Origin of the sequence: Sphaerimonospora sp. CA-214678, from assembly GCF_050942215.1 — a bacterium.
GTDB lineage: Bacteria > Actinomycetota > Actinomycetes > Streptosporangiales > Streptosporangiaceae > Sphaerimonospora.
The window spans coordinates 5,020,984-5,044,467 of the sequence record NZ_CP192056.1 but is presented as its reverse complement, the minus strand read 5'-3'; the positions used below and the strand labels follow the sequence as shown (position 1 = coordinate 5,044,467).

13 protein-coding genes are annotated in these 23,484 nt (G+C 68.3%); 11 read left to right on the top strand and 2 right to left on the bottom strand.

What is annotated here, in order from left to right:
• The first annotated feature begins 131 nt into the window (after positions 1-131).
• Together ACQP1K_RS22585 and ACQP1K_RS22580 are read left to right on the top strand one after the other, a co-directional pair.
• Positions 132-5,354, top strand: a complete 5,223-nt coding sequence (locus ACQP1K_RS22585; RefSeq protein WP_433497692.1) for a LamG-like jellyroll fold domain-containing protein — start codon at positions 132-134, stop codon at positions 5,352-5,354.
• Positions 5,355-5,485: 131 nt separating this feature from the next.
• Positions 5,486-5,965 (top strand): hypothetical protein, encoded by a 480-nt coding sequence (locus ACQP1K_RS22580; protein ID WP_433497691.1) that lies wholly within the window; start codon positions 5,486-5,488, stop codon positions 5,963-5,965.
• Positions 5,966-6,076: 111 nt separating this feature from the next.
• On the opposite strand, the gene ACQP1K_RS22575 is transcribed toward ACQP1K_RS22580, so the two are convergent.
• The gene (locus tag ACQP1K_RS22575) at positions 6,077-7,468 is read right to left on the bottom strand and encodes a glycoside hydrolase family 6 protein (RefSeq protein WP_433497690.1); all 1,392 of its coding nucleotides are present in this window, start codon (positions 7,466-7,468) and stop codon (positions 6,077-6,079) included.
• 300 nt (positions 7,469-7,768) lie between these two features.
• Here ACQP1K_RS22575 and ACQP1K_RS22570 point away from each other — a divergent pair, with 300 nt between their 5' ends.
• The 6 genes from ACQP1K_RS22570 (at position 7,769) to ACQP1K_RS22545 (ending at position 16,202) form a co-directional block, all read left to right on the top strand.
• Positions 7,769-9,925, top strand: a complete 2,157-nt coding sequence (locus ACQP1K_RS22570) for a putative bifunctional diguanylate cyclase/phosphodiesterase (protein ID WP_433497689.1) — start codon at positions 7,769-7,771, stop codon at positions 9,923-9,925.
• 107 nt (positions 9,926-10,032) lie between these two features.
• Positions 10,033-10,332, top strand: coding sequence for an Asp-tRNA(Asn)/Glu-tRNA(Gln) amidotransferase subunit GatC (gatC, locus tag ACQP1K_RS22565; RefSeq protein ID WP_433497688.1), 300 nt, complete (start codon positions 10,033-10,035; stop codon positions 10,330-10,332).
• Positions 10,329-11,819: an Asp-tRNA(Asn)/Glu-tRNA(Gln) amidotransferase subunit GatA gene (gatA, locus tag ACQP1K_RS22560; RefSeq protein ID WP_433497687.1), complete on the top strand. Its 1,491-nt coding sequence runs from the start codon at positions 10,329-10,331 to the stop codon at positions 11,817-11,819. Before gatC ends, gatA begins: the two co-directional genes overlap by 4 nt.
• A 120-nt stretch (positions 11,820-11,939) precedes the next feature.
• On the top strand, positions 11,940-12,257 hold the full coding sequence (locus ACQP1K_RS22555; protein ID WP_433497686.1) for a hypothetical protein: 318 nt from the start codon (positions 11,940-11,942) through the stop codon (positions 12,255-12,257).
• The gene (gene gatB / locus ACQP1K_RS22550) at positions 12,250-13,758 is read left to right on the top strand and encodes an Asp-tRNA(Asn)/Glu-tRNA(Gln) amidotransferase subunit GatB (protein ID WP_433497685.1); all 1,509 of its coding nucleotides are present in this window, start codon (positions 12,250-12,252) and stop codon (positions 13,756-13,758) included. Before ACQP1K_RS22555 ends, gatB begins: the two co-directional genes overlap by 8 nt.
• Before the next feature lie 353 nt (positions 13,759-14,111).
• On the top strand, positions 14,112-16,202 hold the full coding sequence (locus ACQP1K_RS22545; RefSeq protein WP_433497684.1) for a VanW family protein: 2,091 nt from the start codon (positions 14,112-14,114) through the stop codon (positions 16,200-16,202).
• Here the strand turns inward: ACQP1K_RS22545 and ACQP1K_RS22540 are convergent.
• Positions 16,191-17,360 (bottom strand): PQQ-dependent sugar dehydrogenase, encoded by a 1,170-nt coding sequence (locus ACQP1K_RS22540; RefSeq protein ID WP_433497683.1) that lies wholly within the window; start codon positions 17,358-17,360, stop codon positions 16,191-16,193. The genes ACQP1K_RS22545 and ACQP1K_RS22540 overlap by 12 nt on opposite strands.
• A 74-nt stretch (positions 17,361-17,434) precedes the next feature.
• Between ACQP1K_RS22540 and ACQP1K_RS22535 the strand changes: the two genes are divergently transcribed.
• From ACQP1K_RS22535 to ACQP1K_RS22525, 3 genes are all read left to right on the top strand, one after another.
• Positions 17,435-18,361 (top strand): 2-hydroxyacid dehydrogenase, encoded by a 927-nt coding sequence (locus tag ACQP1K_RS22535; protein ID WP_433497682.1) that lies wholly within the window; start codon positions 17,435-17,437, stop codon positions 18,359-18,361.
• Positions 18,362-18,616: 255 nt separating this feature from the next.
• Positions 18,617-21,448 carry a putative bifunctional diguanylate cyclase/phosphodiesterase gene (locus ACQP1K_RS22530; protein ID WP_433497681.1) on the top strand — a complete coding sequence of 944 codons (2,832 nt, stop codon included), beginning with the start codon at positions 18,617-18,619 and terminating at the stop codon, positions 21,446-21,448.
• A gap of 202 nt (positions 21,449-21,650) precedes the next feature.
• Positions 21,651-23,444 (top strand): acetolactate synthase large subunit, encoded by a 1,794-nt coding sequence (locus ACQP1K_RS22525; protein ID WP_433497680.1) that lies wholly within the window; start codon positions 21,651-21,653, stop codon positions 23,442-23,444.
• The last annotated feature ends 40 nt before the right edge of the window (positions 23,445-23,484 follow it).

Genomic DNA, 23,484 nt, shown 5'->3' with positions numbered 1-23,484 from the left:
GGTGACCGATGCCTGCCCGTCGTGGATCTTCAACTTGATGGCAGATGTCCGAGTAATTTGGATCTTTACTTTATTTCAACTTTATGTGAAGATCCATCCGACCCATGATCACGACTGATTGAAAGGTCGGAGTGAACATACATCTGTCCAAGTCCGGCGCGTTACTCCGCGGCTACCGCCGCCATACCACGCCGGTAGCCGCTCTCGTGCTGACCTCATCTCTGGTAGTCGCCCTGCCCGCCACCGCTGCCCCTGCTCCTTCTCCCGTGTCGCCTAGCTCCGCTCCGGCCGCCGCCGACCCGGTGGAAGCCGCCAAACGGGAGGCCAAGAAACAGAACAAGCGGATCGAGATCACCGCCGCTCGCAGTGAGACATCGACCACGTTCGCCAACCCCGACGGCAAGACGCTCCACGCCGAACTGCACTCCACCCCCATCCGGGTGAAGGACAAGAACGGCGCCTGGCAGCCGATCGATACGCGCCTGGTGGAAGAGGGCGGCGTCATCCGACCCAGATCGGCGAAGGGTGCATTGGAGCTGTCTTCGGGCGGCGACACGCAGCTGATCAAGATCAAGGGCGACAAGGGCGCGGCCACCATCGCCGCGCCGGGCAAGCTGCCCAAGGCCGAACTGGCGGGCAGCACCGCCACCTACCGCAACGTCTACGGGCCCGGGACGGATTTGGTCATCACCGCCACCCCTACGGGGTACCGGCAGGAGATCGTGATCCGCCAACGCCCTGCCAAGGACCTCAAGCTCCGCATTCCGGTCGGCCTGCCCAAGGGGCTGAAGTTCGGCAAGGCGTCTGGTGCCACGCCGTCGGTGCCGGACGGCGAAGGCAAGAAGTTCGCCGAGCTGCCTCCGGCGATGCTGATCGACGCTGCGGCGATGGACAACCCGGAGAAGGGCAAGACAGGAACCGCCCCCGCCGCTCTCGAGCAGATGGCCAAGGGCGACGCCGTGGTCCTGATCGCGAAGGCCGATTTCCTTGCCGATCCGGCGGTGACCTATCCCGTTACCGTGGCGACCGCCTCCGACACTTGGATCGGCGCCGGCGTCCCCGCCGACACCTTCGTCAGCGACAGTTACCCGAGCGGGCAGAGCAACAGCAGCCTGGACCGGGTCATCGCCGGCCGTTCAAACTCCGGTACGGTCACCTGGCGCGGCTACGTCCGCTTCGACTTCCCTCTGGAACTGTTGGGTGGAACGGTCCTCAACGGTGACCTGCGGCTGTGGAACCACCGGTCGCATACCTGCAGTCACACCGACAGTCCCGGCATCGTGGCCAGGATGATCACCACCGAGTGGACTGCCGCCAGCCTGACGTTGAACAATCAGCCCTCGGTGACCACCACCGGTCAGGTGGGCCTCAAGGGCGCCTACGACGAGAACAGCTGCCCGCAGGGTGAAGGCGAGCTGTGGTACTCCATCGAGCAGATGGTCCAAAGCTGGATGGACGGCACACCCCACCGCGGCGTCCAGCTCAGCTCCGCCAGCGAGGCCGTGAGCCAGAACTGGCGCTGGTACCGCTCATCCGAATACGACGGCTACGACACCTACCCGTACACCCCCCGTGGGCCAGTGCTGATCGTCGATTACGAACCGGCCTCCGAGCTCCAGGTCGTGCGGTTCTACCCTGACGAGTTCGAGGCCCCGTCGGGCACGTACGAGGACGACAAGGCGTGGTTCGACAGCGGCAAAGTATACGGCGAGAATCCGCCGGCGCAGAATTTGACGCCCGAACAGGAGCTGGCCGACGCCATTGCCTCAGGGACTTCTGTCGAGACCAGGTTCACCGACAGCGCCTACTATCCAGAAGTCATCAGCGATGAAGACCTCGTGGCCGGAATCGACAATCCCGAAGATTATGCGGAAGATCCGCCGGGACCAGCGCCTTCGCCGAATCCCGAGCCCTCGCCTCGGCTTCCAGACAAGGTGCTGAACGCCAATCCGTACTTCGAAACCGAGCTCGCTCCATGGACGGCGACCGGCGGCATCGTGGAGCGTTCGACTGATCGAGCGCACGAAACCACGGGCGCAGCGTCTGCCAAAGTGACTGCACCGCAGGGGGACGCCGAGACTGTCGTCCGATCAGAGGGAGATCTGCCGGTTGTCCCCGACCTGTACCACAGCGCTGACGGCTGGTTTTACCCCACCGTCGACACGGACGTCCAGTATGGCATCGACTGGTTTGACTCCGCCGGCACTTTGCTGAGCTCCAGCGTGTCTAACCATGCTCTCACCGCCGACACATGGAGTCAGCTCACCGTCCAGGAGTTCCCGCCGGACGGTGCCACCAAGGCACAGCTGAGGCTGGTGATTCCGGCCCGATCGTCAGATCTGGTCACCGTCTACGCGGACGAGATGACGCTGCTTGGTCCCACGGTGGCTCCCACTCCCACCCCGACACCCAGCCCACCTCCGGCGGGAGGACCGGGCCTAGTCGCCGCGTACGGCATGGAAGAGACCTCGGGAGCCACGGTCCAAGATGCTTCTGGGCATAACAACACCGGTGTGGCAAGTAACACCACGCGCGTGTCCTCCGGAAAGTTCGGCAACGCTCTCTCGTTCAACGGCACGTCCAGCTTGGTGACCGTGAACGACGCACCCTCATTGCGGCTGTCGACAGCGCTGACTTTGTCGGCATGGGTCCGTCCCACGACGGTCAGCAACTGGCGCACCATAGTGATGAAGGATCCCGCTGACGATTACGCCCCGCCCTCTTATGGACTGTATGCCTCGGACGGCTCCGCTGCCGCCGGTTGGCTGATAAGGGAGGATGAAGAGGTAGCGGCGCCTACTGGCACGACGCCCTTGCCCATCAATACGTGGAGTCACGTCGCCCTGACCTATGACGGAACCACCGCGCGACTTTACGTCAACGGCAACCAAGTCGACGCAACCCCCTTCAGCGGGAGTGTCTATAACAACGGCGGGCCGCTTCACATGGGTGGCAACAGCGTGTGGGGCGAGTATTTCAGCGGGCTGATCGACGAGGTTCGCATCTACAACCTCGCTCAAACCAGCACGCAAATTCAGACAGATATGAACACACCAGTAGCGTCCTCCTCACCGTCTCCGACTCCCACCCCCTCTCCGATCCCCACCCCGACACCGTCGCCGAGTCCTGCTCCGGGGCTGGTGGCCGCCTACGGGATGGAGGAGGGCGCTGGTACAGTAGTGGCGGATGCGTCCGGGCAGAACAACACCGGTACTGCCAGTGACACCACGTGGGTCGCCGGTGGCAGACATGGCAGGGCGCTGTCGTTCAACGGCACCTCCAGTTGGGTCACCGTCAATGATGCGCCCTCGCTGCGCTTGTCGACCGGCATGACGCTGTCGGCCTGGGTCAAACCGTCTACCGTCACTGACTGGCGTACGGTTGTTCTGAAGGAACTCGTCGGCGAGCAGTATCTGTCCTACGTTCTGTACGCGTCCGATGGTGACGCACCGTCCGGATCACTCGGAATGGAGGATGCAGAGCAGGACGCCGACGTTTGGGACGACACGGCTCTGCCGATCAACGTCTGGAGCCATCTGGCAGTCACGTATGACGGCAGCCATCTGCGGTTGTACGTCGATGGCAGCGAAGTCGGCCAGGTCGCCGCCAGTGGCAGGGTCGACTTCGACGGTGGTGCGCTGCACATCGGCGGCAACAGCATGTGGGGCGAGTACTTCAAGGGTCTGATCGACGAGGTGCGCGTCTACAACCGTGCCCAAACCCAAGCCGAGATTCAGACCGACATGAACGCCCCGATCGGTGCCACGGCTCCGGCTGCGGCACAGCCTTTAGCGGCGGCCGGCACCGGTTCTGCGGACACGGAGCCCGTAGTCGCGAAGCTCGCTGTGCGTGGATCCACAGCGGTGGGTGGCGAGATGACCACGGACAGCGTCACCCCGCAACTGGACGTCTGGATGTCCGGGGCGCAAATCCGTCAGGCAACGGTGGAGGTCGAGGTCATTCGCAAACCGACCAAGGCGAGAGGCAAACAACTCGTTTGGTCGGGCAAGGCGGCTGGCACAGCCCGCAGCTTCCGTAAGACGTTCCAGATCCCAAAGGGCAAGCTGCGGGACGGCCAGAAGGTGCTCTGGCGGGCCCGCGCCGTCACACCGTCATCGACCGGAGTCTGGACCGACTGGCAATCTCTCACCGTCGGCGTCGCGACCGCCGCCCCAATGGCGGAGGCGGAAACGCAAGCGGCGCCACTCGTCAATACCAGCTCACGCGCGGATGACATCAAAAGGCTGCTGCAGACCAACAAGGGGGACGGTCCAAACGTCAAGTACATGTCACATGCCGAGTGCCTTGAGCACACGGGCACCAACTGGGAGGAGGAGACGGAGTATTCCAAGAATCGTTTCGACTACTGCAGGCGGCTGCCGTTCCGCGCTGTCCACTGGCAGGGTCGCAGCAAGGTTGGCGAGATCAAAGGCCTCCTCTGGCTGCGGATGACCACGATGCTGGACAGCCGCCAGTACTTCACTCTCAGGTCACACATCAAGATCATTTCGTCAGAGGGCACCATCGCGGATGCTCCTTTACACCACTACAACGTTCCGGTCGACGCCGCCGCTGTGGGTAGCGGGTGCCCCAACTATGATCCAAACGGGCCCAGCGGGATGACCGGCTGGCATCGGGTCAGCGAGTGGAGGGCGAGTAGTGGCACAGAGTGGCAGATGACCGGTAGGTACACGGCGACCCTGATGAGCGGACCCGACAAGGAAGGTTCGTGCGCGGTCACCCCGGTGCTGATGGCGAAGATGCCGAAGCTGTTCGGGAGCGAAGCAGTCTACAGCGCAACGGCGGAAGCGCGTACGGTTCGCTGCGACACATCCGGACGAGACACGTGGTACAAGAGCGGTGGTTGCGTTATCCCCCGCGGTCCCCTTGCTCTCCAGATGGCGCGTGACGACATCGCGCAGAACACTGACAAGGGCACTATGCAGGAATTCTCTGAAAACTACGACCACATCGCCAAGGCGCTTCGATCACCGAAAACCACCGCACCGGGACGAAAGACGTTTTACGACCTGTCTCCCAATGACAAGAATATTCCTGGAAACTGGGGTAACTTCCTGTCCAGGGCAAAATATGCACCTGATATCGACGCAAACCACACCCGGGCCTCACGTACATGCGACATCGAGTTCGGCGCGCGCAACGGCAGGGAATGCGACGAGTTCCCCTTTGCGAGTACGCAGCAAGGGGCGATTAACGCCAAGCCGACGAACAACTGGTCGGTCCAGCTAGTGGATTCCGATCACAACGGCGCCCACGGGGCGGTTCTGCAAGCCTGGTACATAAACAACAGGGTGATCCGGAGCGACAAGTTCTGGATTCATCTGCTCGACTAACAAGTGGCCATTATGTCCGGCCCGCATCGTCCGATCGGTGTGGGTCGGATACCTGTTCAGGCCAACTGTGCGCCCGTTCGTCCGATGAGCGCGCAGACCTCAACTGGTGCTGCCCAAGGAGTGAAGCGGCTATGGTGAACTTGATCAATAGCATGGTAGACAAGATCAAAGTCGACGTGTGGGGTGACATGTTCGTTATCGCCGAGATAACGGACGGCCAGATCACCGGCAATCCCGGCCCAGGCGACCCCGCCCCCGTAGTTGGTCCGGACATACAGGCGGGCCCCAGTGGCCTCATCCTGACCAGCCGGATCGGGAGTGGTTTCGAGCACTTCGTCCGTTATGAGCTGTGGGATACCTGGCCGGACCCGCTTGAAACCTGGGACGAACTGTGGACCGGGGAGCTAGGGATCGCATCCGGGACGATCGCCATCGCAGAATGGGCATCCTTCGAACCGAAGGAGTTTCCGGCGTTCGATGTCGGGGAGAAAGGCCTGTCATGGTCGGCACGGGTGCTGACAAAGGTCATGAGCAACACCGAGGAGCCGGACTTCCCCGACGACATCTACAAGATCCAGCTCTACCGCCTTCAGCTGTGGCGTAAGTTGTAGCTTCGATCCTTCAAAATCGGCTGACCAGGAAGCCGGAAAACGAAGGGCGTGCCGTACGACTGTGAGCCGTACGGCACGCCCTGGATCCTCGGCGTTCCGATCAGAAGATGATCAGGAGGCCGAGCAGGTGACGGAGGACGGGGTGCCGTTGCCGCTGGACCAGTTGCCGAGGAAGCCGAACGTGGTGGACGCGCCGGCGCCGAGGTTGCCGTTCCAGTCCAGGCTGGTGACGGTGACGTTGGAGCCGCTGGAGCTGACGGTGCCGTTCCACAGCTGGCTGATGGACTGCCCGTTCGGGAACGACCACTTGACCGTCCAGCCCCTGATCGCGCTGCCGCCGGCCTTGACCGTGACCTCGCCCTGGAAGCCGCCCTGCCACTGGTTGACCACCGCGTAAGTGGCGGTGCAGCCGTTGCCGCCCGGTGTCGGCGTCGGAGTGGGGGTCGGTGTGGGCGTCGGGGTCGGTGTGGGGGTCGGTGTGGGCGTCGGAGTGGGGGTCGGGGTCGGGGTGGGCGTCGGCGTCGGTGTCGGAGTGGGGGTGTACGGGGCGGCCATGGCCATGTCGTAGGCCCGCTGCGGCACGAACTGGCCGGCGGCCGCGATGCAGCCGTCCGCCTCACCCGGCGGCTTGACCCACAGGAAGGCGTCGATCATCGAGTCGCCGGTGTTCGTCGTGCTCCAGGCGCCGGTGGCCCGGCCCGCCGGGTCGCACCACTCGCTGCCGGCGGGGCCGTTGCCGTTGCGGCTGGTGTCGATGACCGCGCGCAGGTGCGACATGCCGGTGGCCGAGATGACGTTCTTGGCGTACGACACCAGGCCGGAGGTGTAGCGGTAGTTGGAGGTGTTGAGTGCGATGCCGTCCGCGCTGTTGCCGATGTCGGCGCCCCTCAGCCGGTTCGCCATGTCCGAGGCGCTGACCCAGGCGTCGTGGCCGGCGTCGAAGTACACCTTGACCTGCGACGAGGTGGCCTTGAACTTCTTCCCGGCGTACGCCATGGAGGCCTGGACCTGAGCCTGCTCGGAGGAGTTCATGCAGTTGGGCATGATCGAGAGGGCGTCGGGCTCCAGGATGATGGTGGCAGGGCGCCCGCCGAGGCCGGCGGCGACCTGGTCGATCCAGGCGCGGTACGCGTTGTGGTCGGGGGCGCCGCCGGCGCTGGCACCACCACAGTCGCGGTTCGGCATCTCGTAGACGACCATGATCGGGATCTTGCCGGCCGCAGCCGCGGCTCCGACGTAGGCGTCGACCTGGCTTCGCACCGTCGAGGGGTTGTAGCTGGCGAACCACCTGCCCTGCGGGACGGCGGCGATCCGGTCCCTGATCACGGAAGCACGGCTGTCACCCGGGTTGGCGGCCACCCATTTGGCCGCGTTGGTCGTCGGATCCACGTAGAAAGCAGAGTCTGCGGCGTGTGCCGCCGGCGCGGCGAAGACGGCCGCCCCCACCCCGGCCGTGGCGGCCGCGGTGATGACCGCCGAGATCAAGGGCCTTCTGCGAGACATGAAGTACTCCGTCCGAGTAATGTGGGAGCGCTCCCACTAGACTTCTCGGATGGTAGGTACCAAGGATGCGTCGAACGAAGGGCCCTCTCCTATAAGGCCAGAGGTCCAACTTATTAAGCGCAGATGAACAGGCTTATCGTCTCCCTTCGGACCTGAAAGTTTCACCGTGGTTGAGAGGCCGAGGGGCCTATGGCGGCACATCGGGCGAAATCTCCGGTAACGGACGGTACGCAACCGGTTTCGCGATGTGGCCCGGAGGTCGTACCCTCCCATAGTGACCTCTTGGGGGGTTTCTTACTCATGACACATTCTCGTGGTCTCCTGCCACTTGCCGCTTTCCCGCGTAATCTCCGGCCCGCGTCCGCCGGGGTCACGAGTCCGAATCCGAGTCCGCTGGACACACGGGACGCGGGTCCCCGCCCGGGTTCGCCCCTGTGGGCGTACCTGACCGTGGTCAGCGCGGCGGGCGTCCTGGCGCTGGTGATCGCGCTGGTGAGGCCCGGCCTCGGTGGCCTGGCCGAGGCCGCGAGAACGCCGCTGCTGTGGCTCGTCCTGGTGCTCGTCGTGCTGGGCGAACTGCGGCCGGTCATGGTCAACTCCTCCGCCTCCCTGGTCGGCGGCACTCCCACCTCGACGATGTTCGCCTTCGCCGCGCTCATGCACTACGGCCTGCCGACGGCCGCGCTGATGCAGGCCGTGGCGGTGATCGTCACCGGGCTGGCCTACCACAGGGCCTGGCATCGGATCCTGTTCAACCTCGCCACGGTGATGCTCGCGTGCACGGCGGCCGCCGTGGTGCTGGGCGCGTTCGGCGTCCGTCCGAGTCCCGGTTCCGCATGGGTTCCCGACGGCTCGGGCATCCCGGCGATCGTCCTGGCGGGTCTGGCGTACTTCGTGGTCCGCGGCTGGCTCGTCTGCGGCGCCGTCGCGCTGCACGAGCGCAGGCCGGTCGGCCGGGTGATCCGTGCCTCGATCGGCCCGCAGTCCCTCGGGTACGGCGCGCTGCTCGGCCTCGCGCCGCTCGTGGCCGTCGTCATGGCGCACTCGCCGGCCCTGATCCCCCTGTTCATCGCACCGCTGATCGCCGTCTATTTCACCGCCATGCTCCTGCTGCGCCGCGACCACCAGGCCACCCATGACGGCCTCACCGGCCTGCCCAACCGGAAGATGCTGATCTTGCGCACGGAGGAGGCGCTGGCCGAGGCCCGTCCGGACGAGCGGATCGGCCTGCTGCTGCTCGACCTGGACAGGTTCAAGGAGGTCAACGACACACTCGGTCATCCGGTGGGTGACCGCCTGCTGCAGATCGTGGCACACCGGCTCATCCACAGCGTGCGGCCGGGCGACATGGTGGCCCGGCTCGGCGGAGACGAGTTCGCCGTGCTGCTGCCGTCGATCAGGGACGCCCACGCGGCCAGGGAGGTCGCCTCGCGGCTGCGGGTGGCGCTGACCGAGCCGGTGCGCCTGGAGGGGATGACCTTCGACATCGACGCCTCGATCGGCATCGCCCTCTACCCCGATCACGCGCCCGACTTCGAGCTGCTGCTGCAACGTTCCGATGTGGCGATGTACCTGGCCAAGGAGGCCCGTACGGGCGTCGAGTTCTATGTGCCGGACAAGGACCGCAACTCGCCCGAGCGGCTGAGTCTGCTGGGCGACCTGCGGCAGGCCGTCGACAGCGGGGAACTGGGCCTGCACTACCAGCCCAAGGTGAGCCTCGACGACGGCCGGGTGGAGAGCGTGGAGGCGCTGCTGCGCTGGTGGCATCCGGTGCGCGGCCCGGTCGCCCCGGCCGAATTCATCCCACTGGCCGAGCAGTCGTACCTCATGCGCGAGATCACGCGGAACGTCATCGAGCAGGCGCTGGAGCAGGCGGACCGCTGGTGGCGCGAGGGGGTCGAGGTGCCGATCTCGGTCAATGTGTCGGCGCGCGACCTGCTCGACTCCAGCCTTCCCGAGCAGCTCGAAGCCGGGCTCGGTGCGTACGGCCTGCCGGCGGCGGCGATCCAGCTCGAGGTGACCGAGCGCATCCTGACGACCGATCAGGCCTACACGGCGGAGACGGTACGCACGCTGGCCGGTCTCGGCATCCAGCTGGCCCTCGACGACTTCGGCACCGGCTACTCCTCACTGGTGCGCCTCCAGCGGCTGCCGGTCGCCGAGGTGAAGATCGACGCGTCGTTCATCCGGAGGGTCGAGGAGTCGGCCGACGACGAGCGCATCGTCCAGTCGATCATCGATCTGGTCCGTTCCCTGGGACTTCGCTCGGTCGCCGAGGGCGTCGAGTCCGCCGAGGTGGCCGCGCGGCTGCACAAGATGGGCTGCCATGCGGGACAGGGCTGGTGGCTGGCCAAGCCGCTGCCCCCGGAGGAGGCGACGGTCTGGCTGCGCAGCCGCCTGAGCGAGGCGTTCACCGAGCGTCCCAAGGACGCCGCCCGGCTCGCCCCCCGCCACTGACCGCGGTACGCCGATGCGGACGCGTCGGCCCAGGCGAGCCCTAGGATGGGAAAGTCCAAGGTCCAAACTCCATCCACACTCCATCCACGAAACGGGTTCGACGACTCATGTCCGCCATAACCCGCGATGAGGTCGCTCACCTCGCCCGGCTGTCCCGGCTGGCGCTGGCCGACGACGAGCTCGACCACTTCGCAACCCAGCTTGATCAGATCGTCGGCGCGGTCGCCCGCGTTTCCGAGGTGGCGGCCGAGGACATTCCGCCGTCCTCGCACGCGCTGCCGCTGACCAACGTGTTCCGTCCCGACGAGGTGCGGCCCGGCCTCTCGCACGAGGGGGCGCTGTCCGGCGCGCCCGCCGTCGAGGAGAACCGGTTCCGCGTGCCGCGGATCCTGGGGGAGGAAGCATGAGCCTCATCCACCAGACCGCGGCCGAGCTCGGCAGGCTGGTCGCCGCCAAGGAGGCGTCCGCCGTCGAGATCGCCCAGGCCCACCTCGACCGCATCGCCGAGGTCGACGGCGAGATCAACGCCTTCCTGCACGTCGAAGCCGAGTCTGTGCTCGCCCAGGCCCGTGCCGTCGACGAGCGGCTCGCCCGGGGCGAGCGGCTGGGTCCGCTGGCGGGCGTGCCGGTCGCGCACAAGGACGTCTTCGCCACCGCCGACATGCCGACCACGGCCGGGTCGAAGATCCTCGAAGGGTGGCGGCCGCCGTACGACGCGACCGTGACCCGCCGCCTGCGCGAGGCCGGGCTGGTCATCCTGGGCAAGACCAACCTGGACGAGTTCGCCATGGGCTCCTCCACGGAGAACTCCGCATACGGGGTGACCCACAACCCGTGGGACCGATCCCGCGTTCCTGGCGGCTCGTCCGGCGGGTCCTCCGCGGCCGTCTCGGCGTACGAGGCGCCGCTGTCGACCGGTACGGACACGGGCGGCTCGATCCGCCAGCCGGCCTCTGTGACGGGCATCGTCGGCATGAAGCCGACCTACGGCGGTTCTTCGCGGTACGGCCTGATCGCCTTCGCGTCGTCGCTGGACACGCCCGGCCCGTTCGCGCGCAACGTGCTCGACGCCGCACTGCTGCAGGAGGCGTTCTCCGGTCACGACCCGCTCGACTCGACGTCGATCGACGCGCCGGTTCCGCCGGTCGCCGAGGCCGCCAGGCAGGCGGACGTGGCGGGGCTGCGCGTCGGCGTCGTCAAGGAGTTCGGCGGAGAGGGCTACCAGCCCGGCGTCCTGGCCCGCTTCCACGAGGCGGTCGAGCTGCTGGAGTCCCTCGGCGCCAAGGTCGTCGAGGTCTCCTGCCCCTCGTTCACGTACGCGCTGCCGGCGTACTACCTGATCGCGCCGTCCGAGTGCTCGTCCAACCTGGCCCGCTTCGACGCCATGCGGTACGGCCTGCGCGTCGGCGACGACGGCACCCGCAGCGCCGAGGAGGTCATGGCGCTGACCCGGGCGGCCGGGTTCGGCCCCGAGGTCAAGCGGCGCATCATGCTCGGCACCTACGCACTGTCGTCGGGCTACTACGACGCCTACTACGGCCAGGCCCAGAAGGTCCGTACGCTGATCATGCGGGACTTCGAGGCGGCCTTCCACCAGGTCGACGTGCTGGTGTCGCCGACGACGCCGACGACGGCGTTCCCGATCGGCGAGCGGGCCGACGACCCGATGGCGATGTACCTCGCCGATCTGTGCACGATCCCGAGCAACCTGGCCGGCAACGCCGCGATCTCCGTGCCGTGCGGCCTCGCCGACGAGGACGGACTGCCGGTCGGACTGCAGGTCATGGCCCCGGTGCTGGGCGACGACCGCTGCTACCGCGTCGGCGCCGCCGTGGAGAAGGCGTACGAGAGCAGGTGGGGCGGCCCGCTGCTGGCCAAGGCCCCCGCGCTCTAGCGGTCTGCCGGAAGTTTCGCCAGAAGTTTGGCCGGAGGTATGGCCAGAAGTTTGGCCGGAAGTTTGGCCGGAAGTTTGGCCGGAGGTATGGCCGGATTCGCCGGAAGGAGGAACGGCGGCGTGAACACCCGCATCGAAACCGACGGCTTCGGGTCGTTTCAGGATTTCGCGCCGGGCATGCCGCCGTTTCCCGTCCTCGTCGGCAGCGGCGCCGGCGGTGAGTCGAACCTGCTGGACGCCGTGAACTTCGGGGGCGACGGCGGCCACCCACGGCCTGGACGACGCGGTGGCCGAGGTACGCGGCGACGCGCGTGGCCTGTTCCGCGAGCGCGGCGACGGCACGCGCGTCACGCGACCCGCTTCGCCCCGGAGACCCTGATGGGATGGTGGAATGACATGATCGAAGCTTTGGAAGGACTGGGTTACCAGCATGGCTGATACCGCGACGCTCATGCCGTACGACGAGGCGCTGGAGCGCTTCGAGCCGGTGCTGGGGCTGGAGACGCACGTCGAACTGGGCACCGGGTCGAAGATGTTCTGCGGCTGCTCCACGACGTTCGGGGCGCCGCCGAACACGCAGGTCTGCCCGGTATGCCTCGCACTGCCCGGGTCGCTGCCCGTGGCCAACGAGAAGGCGATCGAGTCGACGATCCGCATCGGCCTCGCGCTCAACTGCTCGATCGCGACCTGGTGCCGGTTCGCCCGGAAGAACTACTTCTATCCGGACATGCCGAAGAACTACCAGATCAGCCAGTACGACGAGCCGCTGTGCGTCGACGGCTACCTGGACGTCGAGGTGGACGGAAAGATCATCCGGGTGGAGATCGAGCGCGTCCACCTGGAGGAGGACACCGGCAAGTCGACCCACGTGGGCGGCGCCACCGGCCGGATCCACGGCGCGGACTACTCGATCGTGGACTACAACCGGGCCGGCATCCCGCTCGTGGAGATCGTCACCAAGCCGATCACGGGCACCGACCGGCTCGCCCCCGAGGTCGCCAAGGCGTACGTCACCGAGCTGCGCGAGGTCATGCGCTCGCTCGGCGTCTCCGACGTCCGGATGGAGCAGGGCTCGCTGCGCTGCGACGTGAACGTCTCGCTGATGCCGCGTGGTTCGACCGAGTGGGGCACCCGCACCGAGACCAAGAACGTCAACTCGCTGCGCAGCGTCGAGCGCGCGGTCCGGGGTGAGATCGAGCGCCAGGCCGGCGTACTCGCCGAGGGCGGCCGGATCGTCCAGGAGACCCGCCACTTCCACGAGGACACCGGCCAGACCACCTCGGGCCGCTCGAAGGAGGAGGCGCAGGACTACCGGTACTTCCCAGAACCCGATCTGCTGCCGATCGCGCCCGACCCGGAGTGGGTCGCCACGCTGAAGGCCGCGCTGCCCGAGTTGCCGTCGGTACGGCGTAAGCGCCTCCAGCAGGATTGGGGCGTGTCCGACCTGGACATGGCCGCCATGCACAACGCCGACGCGATCGATCTGGTCGAGGCCACCGTCGCGGCGGGCGCCCCGGCCGGGGACGCACGCAAGTGGTGGATGGGCGAGCTGGCCCGGCGGGCCAACGAGGCGGGTACGGCTCTGGCCGATCTGCCGATCACGCCCGGCGACGTCGCCAAGGTGACCGAACTGGTCGCCTCCGGGGCGCTGAACGACAAGCTGGCACGCCAGGTGCTGGAGGGCGTGCTGGCCGGAGAGGGCACTCCGGACGAGGTCGTCGAGAAGCGCGGCCTGCGCATCGTCAGCGACGAGGGCGAGCTGTCGGCGATCATCGACCGGGTGCTGGCCGACAACGCCGACGTCGCCGACAAGGTGCGCGGCGGGAAGATCGCCGCGGTGGGCGCACTGGTCGGCGGGGTGATGAAGGCGAGCCGGGGCAAGGCCGACGCCGGCCGGGCACGCGAGCTCATCCTGGAGAAGCTCGGCGTCCACCCCTGACCCTTCCCGTGATCTTGCGAATTCTCGCAGGGATGCTCCTCGACCTGCCGGAATCAATTCCGTGATCTTGCAGATACTCGCAGCCGAGCCGCCCGACCTGCGACTACGTGTTCCGTGATCTTGCACTTCCGAATGCAAGATCACGGACACTGTTTTCGCTGCTCAGAGGGTACGCCTGCGAGAAACTGCAAGATCACGAACGTGAAATGCCTGCTCCCGGCCTCGAGTGCGAGTATTCGCAAGATCACGGCCCGGGGGAGGGGGACAGGTTGAGGGGGCTTGCGATGTGTTCAGCGGAGGGGGCTTTACGGTTAACTGAAGGAAGTTGCCCCTGAGTCGGAGGAGACCGAGGCGTGCGGAACGCCGGAGCGTCCATGGATCCGCCGCCGGATCCGTTCGCGGCGGTGCCGCCGTCGGCTGTCCCACCCCAGCCCGGCTCAGCCTCGCCGGCCTCCGGCGGCGACTCTCCTCCGCACACCGCCGACGAGCCCATTCCGTCGGCGTCCACAGGCAAGAGCACGACCTCGTCGCCGTCCTCGACCGGCAGGAAGCATCCGGTACGCGCCGGGACGGCGTCGCTGCCCCGCGGAGTGTCGGCCGACATCTTCGGCGAGCACAACCCGCGCCCGGCCACGCCGGTCCGGGCCGACCGGCAGAGCAGTCTGCCACCGCCCCCTCCGCCGGTCGTGGAACCGTGGCCCGTCGCCGACAGGACGGTCCGCGAGGAGCCTCCGCCGCCCGTGCTCGATCCCCTCCCGGAGCCGAAGAGCGCGCTTTTCCGCTACATCCTGGTCGGCGTGCTCGGCGTACTCCTGCTGGCGTACCTCGTGCCTGCCTTCGCGATGTCCGGGCGGATCCTGCCGGGCACCACCGTTCTCGGCGTCGACATCGGCGGGCTGACCAGGGCGGAGGCGGCCGGAGACCTGCGCGAGAGGCTGTACGCCCAGACCAGGGCGCCGATCATCATCCGGCAGGGCACGCGGCGGCTGACGGTGAATCCGCAGGACGCGGGCCTGAGCCTCGATGTGGACGCCACGCTGGCGCTGGCGGCGACGGGCTTTCCCAGCCCCACGGGGGTCTGGAACGCGCTGACCAGCGGCCGGGAGATCCGTCCGGTGATCTCCGTCGACCGGGACACCCTGGCCGCCGCGGTCAGCGGGGAGATCGCCTCGGCCGTGGAGGTCAGCGGACGGGAGGGCGACGTCGTGTTCCGGGGAGTCACCCCGGTCCCGGTATATCCCAGGGTCGGCTACCGGCTCGACCGGGAGGCGGTCGCCCGGCAGATCGAGAAGGCCTATCTCACCCCGGAGGTCACGGTTTCCCTGGTCACCCAGGTGGACCGGCCCAAGATCACCAGGGCGGAGGTGAGACGCACACTTGACTGGGCCAGGCAGGCCGTCGCCGCGCCGATCACGCTCACCGACGGGGTGACCTCGGTCGAGCTTCCGCCCGACGCGATCGCGGGCCATCTCACCTTCACGCCCGACGGCGACGACCTTCGCCCGAGATTCGACGCGCGACGTGCGGTCGCCGGTCTGGAACGGCGGACCACGGGCCGGTGGTTCGTCGATCGGCGGGAGGCGGCCAGGGACGCGAGCTTCGCGATCGTCGGCGGCAGGCCGCGACTGGTCCACGCCCGGCCGGGCAAGCGTGTCGACACCGAGCGGCTGGCCGGCGACGTGATCGAGGCGCTCGGCGGCGGAAGCCGTACGATCCGGGTGGTCGTGACCAGCGGGCCGCCCCGGCTGTCGGACGAGGACGTGCTGAAGGCGGGGGTCGAGGAGGAGATCGCCAGGTACACCGTGCCCAACGCCTGCTGCGCGCCGAACACGGGTAACATCGCCGCGGCCGCCCGGCTCGTGAACCACCACCTGGTCATGCCGGGGGAGACGTTCTCGCTGAACAGGGTCCTCGGCAGGCGGGACGCCGGGTCGGGATTCGGCGGAGTGATCGGTACGACCGTGATCCGCGGGGAGACCGGTACGGATGTGCCCGGGATCTCCGCGTTCGCCACCGCGATGCTGAACGCCGTGGTGCGCGCCGGACTGGAGATCGTCGACCACACACCGCCGGACGCCCACGAGCCGGGGGCGCCGACCGGACTGGAGGCCGCCGTCTCCTACCCGGTGCCCGATCTGAAATGGCGGAACGACTCACCCCATGCCGTGCTGGTCCAGGCCTACACCACCGAACGCGCGCTGCGGATCGCACTCTGGAGCACCAAGCGGTACGAGGTGGAGATCCAGGGGCCGGTCACGGGTGCCGTCACCCATCTCAGCGCCGTGACCGGGACCGTCGGCGCCTGCGTCCCCAGCCCCGGACGGGACGGGTTCACCGCCCAGGTGACGCGCGTCCTGCGGCAGGACGGCACGGTCGTGCGCAGGCAGGAGTTCCGGACCGTGTACGAGCCGCGCGCCGAGGTGATCTGCCCGTCAACCCGCTGACGCCGACGGCGGGACGACCAGGATCCGGTCGTCGCCGTCGCGTGGCTCGCCCCGGCCGTCGCGGTTGCTGGTGCTCACCCAGAGCTTTCCGTCCGGGGCGGTGGCCACGGCCCGCAGCCTGCCGTAGTCACCCGTGTACAGGGCGACGGGACTGCCGGTCCTGCCCGAGTCGTCCAGCGGGATGCGCCACAGCCGCCGCCCGCGCAGGGCCGCGGCCCACAGGGCGCCGTCCGCGTACGCGAGGCCGGACGGGGACGCCTCGTCGGTGGACCAGGTGAGCAGCGGGTCGGTGAACCCCGGCTTCCGGCCCATGCCCTCGACCTCGGGCCAGCCGTAGTTGCGGCCCTTCTCGATCAGGTTGATCTCGTCGTAGGTGTTCTGGCCGAACTCCGTGGCGTACATCCTGCCGTGCCGGTCCCAGGCGAGGCCCTGGACGTTGCGGTGGCCGTACGTCCAGACGAGGTTGCCGAAGGGGTTGCCGGGGGCGGGCCTGCCGTCGACCGTCATCCTGAGGATCTTGCCGGCGAGTGAGTTCCGGTCCTGGGCGAGTCCCGTGTCGCCGATCTCGCCGGTGGAGGCGTAGAGGTGGCCGTCGGGGCCGAAGGCCAGGCGGCCGCCGTTGTGGATGCCTCCCTTCGGGATGCCGGTCACGATCGCGACGGGGTCGGAGAGCCCGCGGTCGCCGTAGCGGTACCGGACCACCCGGTTGTCATCATCGGCGGTGAAATACAGGAAAATGTAGTGATCGGTGGCGAAGTCAGGGGAAACGGCGACTCCGAGGAGGCCGCCCTCACCACTCGGGGACACGCCTTCGATCACATCGATCTGCCGCCGCCGCCCCTGTGGCGTCACCCGGAGCAGCCGCGTCGAGTCCCGCTCGGTCACGAGCGCGTCCCCATCGGGCAGGAAGGCGATCGCCCAGGGTACGGACAGTCCGCTGATCAGCGTGCGCGGACCGTCGACGGCGGCCGGTTCTCTCTCCGGCGATGGCCGGGCGGCCGGTTCGGTCTCCGCCGAGGGCGGCGCGGCCGTCGCCGCCGGCTCCGGCGTCACGCCGTCCGACCCCGAGCACGCCGCCGACGCCGCGCCGAGCACGGTGACCGCCGCCATGGCCAGCGCCGTCAGGGGTCTCGCCCTCGCTCCACCCGCTATGATCATCCTTTCGACCTCCTCCTCCCATACTCCCGGTCCGTACGGAAGGTTCCGCGGCGACACGACCTAAGGTTTATGCCATGAAGATCTGGGTTCCCTCGCAGGACATCATGGACGTGCTGTCGGATCTTCCGGAGGGCCTGCCGGAGCCGGACTGTGCCATCTACGACGGCAACGGAGACCTGCCCGGCAAGCCGGAGGACGTCGAGATTTGGGTGCCGCCGCTCGGCTGGATCTCCGGGATCCCGGCCCTGCTCGGCCGCATGCACGGGCTGCGCCTCCTGCAGACGGTGACGGCGGGCGTCGACGCGTACCGGCCCTATCTGCCCGAGCAGGCGGTGCTCTGCAACGCCCGCGGCGTGCACGACGCGGGAACGGCGGAGTGGGTGGTCGGTGCGATGCTCGCCATGCTGCGGGAGTTCCCCGGCTTCGCCCTCGCACAGCAGCGGTGCGAGTGGGACTACCACCACACCGCCGCGCTGGCCGACTCGACCGTGCTGATCGTCGGGTACGGCTCGATCGGCGAGGCGGTGGAGCGGCGCCTGGCCGGGTTCGAGGTGGACGTCGTCAGGGTGGCGCGCACCCCGCGGGAGAGCGAGAACGTGTACGGCGAGGACGCGCTGCCGAAGCTGCTTCCGAAGGCCGATGTGGTCGTGCTGCTGGTGCCGGCCACCCCCGCCACCGATCGCATGGTGGACGCCGGCTTCCTGAACTGGATGAAGGACGGCGCGGTCCTGGTGAACGCCGCGCGCGGCTCGGTCGTCGACATCGACGCGCTGCTTCCCGAGGTGAGCGGCGGACGACTGCGTGCCGTCCTCGACGTGGCCCCCACCGAGCCGCTGCCGCCGGAGCATCCCCTGTGGACCGCCCCCGGCGTCTTCATCACTCCGCATGTCGCCGGCAGCACCCCCGCCTCGGCGCGCCGCATCAGGAGACTGGTCAGGGAGCAGATCATCCGTTACCTGAGCGGCCGTCCACTCGCTAACATGATCACCGGCGAGTACTGATCGGGCGGCGAACGCGGCACCGTTTCAAAGGATTCCGGAACGTGGCTACCCCGTGACCTCGGGTGCGTAGCGTTAACTCCATCGTGTACGGCCGGTTATCAGATCGGTGACGACTCGGCGGTTGTCCCGCTCTCGGTCGGCGGCTGTGAGCACACTGACCCTGTGACAGGGAGAGTAAAGCCGAGTCGAGGGCGGCCGGGTCGGGGAACGGCCGAGTCTCTGTGGGCGGCCGAGTCTCTAGGAAGGGGAGGGGCAGTGACATCGCACCCGACCGGAGACGACGCCGGTGCGGCTCCATCCTCCGCCGCCGATACGGCGGACGACGTGGCTGACTCCGGGCCGGTCGCGGAGGATTCCGCGGCGGAAGACGTGTCAGCGGCGAGCCCGGCCGGATCGGACGCGCCGGCGACGGATCCGGCCGGAGCGGAGGCGACACGCGCGACCGGCGGGCGTCGTCCCTGGGCCGCGGTCGCCGCGGCGGTCGGGCTCGGCGCGGCCGGCATCGTCGCCGCCCTGTTCCTGGGGAGCGCGTCCACCCTCACCGTGGCCATCGCCGGGGTCCTCACGAGTCTGCTCGCGGCGGGTTCGCTCATTACGGCGGTGGCCCGGATCGCGCCGGAGCATCGGCGCCAGCCCGCCGCCTGGCGCTGGCTCGCCGCCGGTTCGCTCACCTGGCTGCTCGGCGTCGGCGTGCGGCCGGTGGCCGACGGAACCCCGTTCGTGCTCACCTTCGCCGACCTGCTGATGCTCGTGGGGTCGCTGCTCGTGGCGATCGGATGCGGCCTGTCCGTGAAGCCTCCCGCGTACAGCAGGGGGGTCGTCAGACAGGCCACAGACGCCTACCTGAGCGCTGCGTCGATCTTCGCGGTCGGCTGGGTGACCCTGCTCGGGCCGGCCTTCCACAAGGCTCAGGACGCCGGCGCCTTCTTCTCCACCATGGCGCTTCCCGTCGTCTGCCTGCTCGCCGCGTGTGCTGTGGCACCCGCCGTCGTCGCGTCCCGGTCGGGCAACCGCGTCGTGGGACTCACCGGCGTCGGCGTGCTGGGGGCCGTCACCGTCTCCGAACTGGCCACGGCGCTCGCCCGGCTGGAAGGGGACGCCCCGCCGCTGGCGATCGGCCTCGTCGCGCCCGCCGCCTTCCTCGTACTCGCCGCCGCCCCGTGGACGCAGCGGGAGCGGCCGTGCAAGCCGCCTCCGGCCCTGGCCGCCGTGCCCTCCCGTGTGCTGACCGCGGCGATTCCGCTCGTCCTGGTGGCCGTCGCCACGGTCGTGATCACCCTGTACAGCGTGACCGGCCGGGACGGGACGCTGGCCGTGGTGGCCGGCTCCACCGTGCTCGTGCTGTTCGGCCGGCTGTTCGTGCTGCTCGTCGAGACCGACGGGATGCGCTACCTGGTGGACCTGGGCGAGCGGAAACTGCGCCGGCTCGCCGAGAACACGGGCGACGTCGTGCTCGTCTGCGACCACGACGGCGTCATCGACGAGATCGGCCGGGACGTCGAGGCGATGTACGGCTACCGCCCGGACGAGCCGGTCGGCCGCTCGATCTTCGACTACATCCATCCTGAGGACGTACCGGACCTGCAGGCGCTGCTGCGCCACATCGCCGACGGCGACGAGGACGGGGAGCCGCGATCGAGCCGCCGCGTGACCTGCCGGGTCAGGGCGGCCGACGGCACCTGGCGGCCGAGCGAGTCGGTCGCCACACCGCACATCCGCAGCGACGACCTGATCCTGGTCACCGTGCGGGACATGAGCGACCAGGTGGCGCTGCGCAACCAGGTCACCCACCTCACCTTCCACGACGGGGTGACCGGGCTGCCCAACCGGGCCTACTTCGAGGAGCGCGCCCGGGAGGTCCTCACCCATCGCGGCGCGGGCGGAGCCGCCGTGATCTTCCTGGACCTCGACGGGTTCACCGCGGTCAACGATTCCGTCGGCCACGCCAGCGGCGACTACCTGCTCGGCCAGGCCGCCCGGCGGCTGCGCTCGGCCGTACGTTCCGACGACACGCTGGCCCGCTGGGGCGGTGACGAGTTCGCCGTGCTGCTGGAGGTCGGCACGTCGGGCGGTGACGCCCAGACCGCGGTCGACCTGGCGGAACGGCTCGTACGCGCGGTGTCGTCGGAGCCGTTCCGGGTCGCCGACCGGGACATGGCGCTGACCGCGAGCGTGGGCGTGGCGTTCGCCGAGGACGGGCTGACCGCGGGGGACCTGCTGCGCAACGCCGATGTGGCGATGTCGCGGGCCAAGGATCTCGGCGGGCGGCGGGTGGAGGTCTTCGCCACCCACATGCACGCCGACGTCGTACGCCGCCTGGAGATCGCCTCCGATCTGCAGCGGGCACTGGTGGAGAACCAGTTCGCCATCGAGTACCAGCCCGTGGTGGACCTGGCCACCACACGGGTCACGGCGGTCGAGGCGCTGGTCCGCTGGTGCCGGGGCAGTGCCTTCGTACCACCGGAGCAGTTCCTCGGACCGGCCGAGGACACCGGGCTCATCGTGCCGCTGGGCGAGTGGATCCTGCGTGAGGCGTGCCGCGAGGTCGCCGCGTGGCGGGCGCAGGGCTGGGAGATCGGCCTGTCGCTCAACCTGTCGGTCCGCCAGATCACCGCTCCGCGGTTCGTCGAGACGGTGTCGGAGGCGCTGGCGGAGAGCGGCCTGCCCGCAGACGCGCTGACCCTCGAGGTGATCGAGGAGATGCTGGTCGAGAACGCAGAGGACACCATCGGCAAGCTGTCGCGGCTGCGCGCCCTCGGCGTACGGCTGGCCATCGACGACTTCGGCACCGGCTACGCCTCGCTCGCGTTCCTCCGCCAGGTCCATGTGGACATGATCAAGATCGATCCGTCGTTCGTCTCGGGGCTCGGCCGCGACGAGACCCTCACGCTGCTGACCCGGACGATCGTACGGCTCGGCCACGACCTGGGGCTGATCGTCGTAGCGGAGGGCATCGAGCGTGCCGAGCAGTTGGATCTGCTGCGGGAGATGGGCTGCACGCGCGGCCAGGGCTACCTGGTCGGCCGCCCGACCGCGGCCCGCGGCATCGACTCACTCAAGCTCACTACCTTGCAGAACACCGGGTAGGGCGCCCGCCTCCGGGGCTCGCCGATCTGATCTCGGATCGTGAGACGGGGATTCCACATGATTTGACTCCGGGAGGGTCGATCGGACATCGTGTAGACATGCATAGCGGTGGGATCCTCGTAGTACTTCGCAGGCGCGCAGCCTGACGAAGCACTCGGTCCTGCGCGCGCCCCAGCTCCGCTCAGCGGATGGGGCGTTTTTTGTGCCAGCAGACACCACCAGCCACAAGCTCTCCACAAGGAACGAGCCGATGACCGAACAGATGACAGGTGCTCAGGCCCTAGTCCGGGCGCTGGAACACGTCGGGGTCGACACGGTGTTCGGGATCCCGGGCGGCGCCATCCTCCCCGCGTACGATCCCCTCTACGACTCCACCAAGGTCCGGCACGTCCTTGTACGGCACGAGCAGGGCGCCGGCCACGCGGCCGAGGGATACGCGCAGGCGACCGGACGAGTCGGTGTCTGCATGGCGACCAGCGGCCCCGGGGCCACCAACCTGGTCACCCCGATCGCCGACGCCTACATGGACTCGGTGCCGATCGTGGCGATCACCGGGCAGGTGTCCAGCCCGCTGATCGGGACGGACGCCTTCCAGGAGGCGGACATCGCCGGCATCACCATGCCGATCACCAAGCACAACTTTCTGATCACCAAGGCCGCGGACATCCCCAGGACCATCGCCGAGGCCTTCCACATCGCATCCACCGGCCGCCCCGGCCCGGTGCTGGTGGACATCGCCAAGGACGCGCTCCAGGCCAGGACGGGCTTCTCCTGGCCGCCGGTCATGCAGCTGCCCGGCTACCGCCCGGTCACCCGGCCCCACTCCAAGCAGATCCGTGAGGCGGCCAGGCTGATGACGGAGTCCCGGCGGCCGGTCCTCTACATCGGCGGCGGCGTGCACAAGGCCGGCGCCTCGGCCGAACTGCGCGAGCTCGCCGAGCTCACCGGCATCCCCGTCGTCACCACGCTCATGGCGCGCGGCACCTTCCCCGACAGCCACCCCCAGCACATGGGCATGCCGGGCATGCACGGCACGGTCTCGGCCGTGGGCGCGCTCCAGCAGTCGGACCTCCTGATCGCGCTCGGCACCAGGTTCGACGACCGGGTGACCGGGCAGCTCGCCAGCTTCGCGCCGCACGCCAGGGTCATCCACGCGGACATCGACCCGGCGGAGATCTCCAAGAACCGCCACGCCGACGTGCCGATCGTCGGTGACTGCCGCGAGGTCATCAGCGATCTGATCACCGCCGTGCGCAACGAGCAGGCCGAGGGCCGCAAGGGCGACTACGCCGAGTGGTGGCGGATACTCAACGGCTACAAGGGGACCTACCCGCTGGGCTACGAGCAGTTCGCCGACGGCTCACTCGCCCCGCAGTACGTCATGGAGCGGCTGAGCGCCATCGTCGGCCCCGAAGCGTACTATGTCGCGGGCGTCGGCCAGCACCAGATGTGGGCGGCCCAGTTCATCGGTTACGAGCACCCGGGCACGTTCATCAACTCGGGCGGCGCCGGCACGATGGGCTTCGCGGTTCCGGCCGCGATGGGCGCGAAGATGGGCCGGCCGGACTCGACGGTCTGGGCCATCGACGGCGACGGCTGCTTCCAGATGACCAACCAGGAGCTGGCGACCTGCGCGATCGAGGGTGTGCCGATCAAGGTGGCGGTCATCGACAACGGCAGTCTCGGCATGGTCAGGCAGTGGCAGACCCTGTTCTACGACGAGCGGTACTCCAACACCGACCTGCAGCAGGTCAAGCGGATTCCCGACTTCGTGAAGCTCGCTGAGGCGTACGGTTGTGTCGGCCTGCGCTGCGAGCGGCCCGAGGACGTCGACTCCACCATCCGCAAGGCGATGGAGATCAACGACGTGCCGGTCGTGGTCGACTTCGTCGTCCACAGGGACGCGATGGTCTGGCCGATGGTCGCAGCCGGGACCAGCAACGACGACATCAAGTACGCCCGTGACATGGCGCCGAAGTGGGAGAGCGAAGAATGAGCGAGCGGGGCAACCGGACCTGCGCCGATGCGAGGGGAGG